This window comes from Planktothrix mougeotii LEGE 06226 (genome assembly GCF_015207485.1).
GTDB lineage: Bacteria > Cyanobacteriota > Cyanobacteriia > Cyanobacteriales > Microcoleaceae > Planktothrix.
In genome coordinates this window covers 1-5,903 of the sequence record NZ_JADEWU010000137.1, presented here as the reverse complement: position 1 = coordinate 5,903, position 5,903 = coordinate 1, and the positions used below count along the sequence as shown (strand labels likewise).

Sequence of the window (5,903 nt, the reverse complement as noted above, 5' to 3'; positions counted from 1 at the left end):
GGCTCGACAGATATTGCAGCGATGCGATGTGCAGGTGGTGAGGTCTCTGGGGATTGATCTGCTGGCGGGTTGAGAAAAAAGTCCTCGAAAGTTGACGGTGCTTGAAAAAGCAGTGCATAATCGAAGGCTTCGCTGAAGCGGCTTCGGCGTCTTGCGATGGAAGTTGCAAGGTGCTGGAAAAAGTTGAAGAAGGCGAAAATAGTTTGATGAGACTTTAAAAGTCGTGTTAGACTAGCAGGCTCCGCTGAAACAGCTTCAGCGTCTCGCAATGAAGATTGCGGGGTGCTAAAAAAGAAGGTGTTGAAAGCAAAAAAGTTTGACGATACTTAAAAAATCGTGCTAGACTACAAGGCTTCGCTGATCGCAGCAAGCAAGACGAAGTAAACGAGAAGTTGCTTCGGTGATCGTTAAAAATTTACAGCCGATAAGCGTGGGCGTTTGAAGGTAATTGCGTAAGTTCTTCGGAACAAGTCGCAAGACTTAAAACGCTCATGAGAATAGAAGTGAAGTTCACTTCAATTCCGTTTTTGTGAGTTGCTCGAAAGAGCGAAAAAATCAAGATCGAACTATAGAGTTTGATCCTGGCTCAGATTGAACGCTGGCGGCATGCCTTACACATGCAAGTCGAACGGCAGCACGGGAGCAATCCTGGTGGCGAGTGGCGAACGGGTGAGTAATACATCGGAACGTGCCCAATCGTGGGGGATAACGCAGCGAAAGCTGTGCTAATACCGCATACGATCTACGGATGAAAGCAGGGGATCGCAAGACCTTGCGCGAATGGAGCGGCCGATGGCAGATTAGGTAGTTGGTGAGGTAAAGGCTCACCAAGCCTTCGATCTGTAGCTGGTCTGAGAGGACGACCAGCCACACTGGGACTGAGACACGGCCCAGACTCCTACGGGAGGCAGCAGTGGGGAATTTTGGACAATGGGCGAAAGCCTGATCCAGCCATGCCGCGTGCAGGATGAAGGCCTTCGGGTTGTAAACTGCTTTTGTACGGAACGAAACGGCCTTTTCTAATAAAGAGGGCTAATGACGGTACCGTAAGAATAAGCACCGGCTAACTACGTGCCAGCAGCCGCGGTAATACGTAGGGTGCAAGCGTTAATCGGAATTACTGGGCGTAAAGCGTGCGCAGGCGGTTATGTAAGACAGTTGTGAAATCCCCGGGCTCAACCTGGGAACTGCATCTGTGACTGCATAGCTAGAGTACGGTAGAGGGGGATGGAATTCCGCGTGTAGCAGTGAAATGCGTAGATATGCGGAGGAACACCGATGGCGAAGGCAATCCCCTGGACCTGTACTGACGCTCATGCACGAAAGCGTGGGGAGCAAACAGGATTAGATACCCTGGTAGTCCACGCCCTAAACGATGTCAACTGGTTGTTGGGTCTTCACTGACTCAGTAACGAAGCTAACGCGTGAAGTTGACCGCCTGGGGAGTACGGCCGCAAGGTTGAAACTCAAAGGAATTGACGGGGACCCGCACAAGCGGTGGATGATGTGGTTTAATTCGATGCAACGCGAAAAACCTTACCCACCTTTGACATGTACGGAATTCGCCAGAGATGGCTTAGTGCTCGAAAGAGAGCCGTAACACAGGTGCTGCATGGCTGTCGTCAGCTCGTGTCGTGAGATGTTGGGTTAAGTCCCGCAACGAGCGCAACCCTTGTCATTAGTTGCTACATTCAGTTGGGCACTCTAATGAGACTGCCGGTGACAAACCGGAGGAAGGTGGGGATGACGTCAAGTCCTCATGGCCCTTATAGGTGGGGCTACACACGTCATACAATGGCTGGTACAAAGGGTTGCCAACCCGCGAGGGGGAGCTAATCCCATAAAACCAGTCGTAGTCCGGATCGCAGTCTGCAACTCGACTGCGTGAAGTCGGAATCGCTAGTAATCGTGGATCAGAATGTCACGGTGAATACGTTCCCGGGTCTTGTACACACCGCCCGTCACACCATGGGAGCGGGTTCTGCCAGAAGTAGTTAGCTTAACCGCAAGGAGGGCGATTACCACGGCAGGGTTCGTGACTGGGGTGAAGTCGTAACAAGGTAGCCGTATCGGAAGGTGCGGCTGGATCACCTCCTTTCTGGAAACAAGCAATTTAATTTAAACGCCCACACTTATCGGTTGTTGGAAGAAGTCGAAATCTTCATTGATTCTCGATTGGGTCTGTAGCTCAGCTGGTTAGAGCACCGTCTTGATAAGGCGGGGGTCGTTGGTTCGAGCCCAACTAGACCCACCAAATCTTCTGATTTCTCGTGTGAGAGTTTTGGGGGATTAGCTCAGCTGGGAGAGCACCTGCTTTGCAAGCAGGGGGTCGTCGGTTCGATCCCGTCATCCTCCACCAATAAATCGATACTTAATTCAACACCAAAGCAGCTTCCTGCGAAGGCATGAGGCTTCTTTGTTGTTGATCAGGATCTCTTGATCAATCGGCTGTTCTTTAAAAATTCATAGAGTCGAATCAGCGTTGCTGATGGAAACTGCACATTCGTAAAGGTTTAGTGCGGACCGTGCCATCAGCAACATAGAATTTTTGATTGCGTCAAAAGAAACTTCAATTTCGAGTCAAATCGAATTTTGAATGTAACGGCATAACGCGTCAGGTGAAAGACCTGGCAATTCCTTGAAACGATTTTGGATCTCCGCAAGGAGAGCTCAAAGTTATAGGGTCAAGTGAATAAGAGCACGTGGTGGATGCCTTGGCAATGATAGGCGACGAAGGACGTGATAGCCTGCGATAAGCTTCGGGGAGCTGGCAAATTAGCTTTGATCCGGAGATTTCCGAATGGGGAAACCCACCGAAAGGTATCGCATGATGAATACATAGTCATGCGAGGCGAACCGGGTGAACTGAAACATCTCAGTAGCTCGAGGAAAAGACATCAACCGAGATTCCGAAAGTAGTGGCGAGCGAAATCGGAGAAGCCTGTTAGTGATAGCACAAGACATAACGGAACAGCTTGGAAAGGCTGGCCATAGCGGGTGATAGCCCCGTACGTGAAATGACCTGTGTGGTACTGAGCTAACGACAAGTAGGGCGGGACACGAGAAATCCTGTCTGAATATGGGGGGACCATCCTCCAAGGCTAAATACTCATCATTGACCGATAGTGAACTAGTACCGTGAGGGAAAGGCGAAAAGAACCCCGGGAGGGGAGTGAAATAGATCCTGAAACCGCGTGCTTACAAAAAGTAGGAGCCCTGTAAGGGGTGACTGCGTACCTTTTGTATAATGGGTCAGCGACTTACATTCAGTGGCAAGGTTAACCGAATAGGGAAGCCGTAGAGAAATCGAGTCCGAATAGGGCGATCAGTCGCTGGGTGTAGACCCGAAACCAAGTGATCTATCCATGGCCAGGATGAAGGTGCCGTAACAGGTACTGGAGGTCCGAACCGACTAGTGTTGCAAAACTAGCGGATGAGCTGTGGATAGGGGTGAAAGGCTAAACAAACTTGGAAATAGCTGGTTCTCTCCGAAAACTATTTAGGTAGTGCCTCAAGTATTACCATCGGGGGTAGAGCACTGTTTTGGCTAGGGGGTCATGGCGACTTACCAAACCAAGGCAAACTCCGAATACCGATGAGTACAGCTTGGGAGACAGAGCACCGGGTGCTAACGTCCGGACTCAAGAGGGAAACAACCCAGACCGCCAGCTAAGGTCCCTAAAATTGGCTAAGTGGGAAACGAAGTGGGAAGGCTAAAACAGTCAGGATGTTGGCTTAGAAGCAGCCATCATTTAAAGAAAGCGTAATAGCTCACTGATCGAGTCGTCCTGCGCGGAAGATGTAACGGGGCTAAGCCAGTTACCGAAGCTGCGGATTTGCAATTTATTGCAAGTGGTAGGAGAGCGTTCTGTAAGCCTGTGAAGGTGCGTTGTAAAGCGTGCTGGAGGTATCAGAAGTGCGAATGCTGACATGAGTAGCGTTAAAGGGGGTGAAAAGCCCCCTCGCCGTAAGCGCAAGGTTTTCTACGCAACGTTCATCGGCGTAGAGTGAGTCGGCCCCTAAGGCGAGGCAGAGATGCGTAGCTGATGGGAAACAGGTCAATATTCCTGTACCGATATATAGTGCGATGTGGGGACGGATCTTAATAGGTCATCCAGTTATTGGATTATTCTGGTTTAGTTGGATGTAGGCGTGCACTAGGCAAATCCGGTGCACATATACCGAGGCCAACGATCGAGCGGACTTGTCCGTGAAGTGACTGAACGAGGTTCCAGGAAAAGCCACTAAGCTTCAGCTATATACGACCGTACCGCAAACCGACACTGGTGCGCGAGATGAGTATTCTAAGGCGCTTGAGAGAACTCAGGAGAAGGAACTCGGCAAATTGACACCGTAACTTCGGAAGAAGGTGTGCCCTATTAGTGTGTAGTGAACAACGAAGCATGAATGGGTTGCAAAAAATCGGTGGCTGCGACTGTTTATTAAAAACACAGCACTCTGCAAACACGAAAGTGGACGTATAGGGTGTGACGCCTGCCCGGTGCTGGAAGATTAAATGATGGGGTGCAAGCTCTTGATTGAAGTCCCAGTAAACGGCGGCCGTAACTATAACGGTCCTAAGGTAGCGAAATTCCTTGTCGGGTAAGTTCCGACCTGCACGAATGGCGTAACGATGGCCACACTGTCTCCTCCTGAGACTCAGCGAAGTTGAAATGTTTGTGATGATGCAATCTCCCCGCGGAAAGACGGAAAGACCCCATGAACCTTTACTGTAGCTTTGTATTGGACTTTGAACAGATCTGTGTAGGATAGGTGGGAGGCTTTGAAGCAGGGTCGCTAGATCTTGTGGAGCCAACGTTGAAATACCACCCTGGTGTGTTTGAGGTTCTAACCTAGGTCCATTATCTGGATCGGGGACAGTGCATGGTAGGCAGTTTGACTGGGGCGGTCTCCTCCCAAAGCGTAACGGAGGAGTTCGAAGGTACGCTAGTTACGGTCGGACATCGTGACGATAGTGCAATGGCATAAGCGTGCTTAACTGCGAGACTGACAAGTCGAGCAGATGCGAAAGCAGGACATAGTGATCCGGTGGTTCTGTATGGAAGGGCCATCGCTCAACGGATAAAAGGTACTCTGGGGATAACAGGCTGATACCGCCCAAGAGTTCATATCGACGGCGGTGTTTGGCACCTCGATGTCGGCTCATCTCATCCTGGGGCTGTAGCCGGTCCCAAGGGTATGGCTGTTCGCCATTTAAAGAGGTACGTGAGCTGGGTTTAAAACGTCGTGAGACAGTTTGGTCCCTATCTTCCGTGGGCGCTGCAGATTTGAGGAAGCCTGCTCCTAGTACGAGAGGACCGGAGTGGACACACCTCTGGTGTATCGGTTGTCACGCCAGTGGCATTGCCGAGTAGCTAAGTGTGGAAGAGATAACCGCTGAAAGCATCTAAGCGGGAAACTCGTTTCAAGATGAGATCTGCCGGGGCCTTGAGCCCCCTAAAGAGTCGTTCAAGACCAGGACGTTGATAGGTCAGGTGTGGAAGCGCAGTAATGCGTTAAGCTAACTGATACTAATTGCTCGTGCGGCTTGACCCTATAACTTTGATCGATCCGATCAAGGTGTTATGCCAAGTTGACGCATTCAAAATAATTCGCCAAAAGCTGATTCCAAACTCTATGAATTCGTTGTGTTGATCGTGTGATCAGCACAGCAACCCTTTATGCCTGATGACCATAGCGACGTGGTACCACTCCTTCCCATCCCGAACAGGACAGTGAAACGCGTCAGCGCCGATGATAGTGCGGGTTCCCGTGTGAAAGTAGGTCATCGTCAGGCTCTTACAGCCCAGAAAACCCCAGTCAGCAATGACTGGGGTTTTTTGCTTTGCGCACGCGAAGAAACAAAGATCGAACCAATAAAACCAAGGCTCGGCTTGAATGGC

At 50.4% G+C, this 5,903-nt stretch carries 1 protein-coding gene, 2 tRNA genes and 3 rRNA genes; 5 read left to right on the top strand and 1 reads right to left on the bottom strand.

Annotated features, from left to right (window positions below; translation table 11 throughout):
• On the bottom strand, positions 1 to 269 hold a 269-nt coding region (locus IQ236_RS27945), incomplete at its 3' end, for a hypothetical protein (RefSeq protein WP_228041890.1).
• A gap of 294 nt (positions 270 to 563) precedes the next feature.
• On the opposite strand from IQ236_RS27945, the gene IQ236_RS27185 reads away from it, so the two are divergent.
• The 5 genes from IQ236_RS27185 to rrf all read left to right on the top strand — a co-directional run bounded on the left by IQ236_RS27185 (position 564) and on the right by rrf (position 5,797).
• Positions 564 to 2,098, top strand: a 16S ribosomal RNA gene (locus tag IQ236_RS27185).
• Positions 2,099 to 2,177: 79 nt separating this feature from the next.
• A tRNA-Ile gene (locus tag IQ236_RS27180) sits at positions 2,178 to 2,254 on the top strand.
• A gap of 29 nt (positions 2,255 to 2,283) precedes the next feature.
• Positions 2,284 to 2,359: transfer RNA gene (locus tag IQ236_RS27175), tRNA-Ala, on the top strand.
• Between the two features lie 323 nt (positions 2,360 to 2,682).
• A 23S ribosomal RNA gene (locus tag IQ236_RS27170) occupies positions 2,683 to 5,556 on the top strand.
• A 128-nt stretch (positions 5,557 to 5,684) separates the two neighbouring features.
• A 5S ribosomal RNA gene (rrf, locus tag IQ236_RS27165) occupies positions 5,685 to 5,797 on the top strand.
• The 16S, 23S and 5S rRNA genes sit together here with 2 tRNA genes alongside, the layout of an rRNA operon.
• Positions 5,798 to 5,903 lie beyond the last annotated feature (106 nt).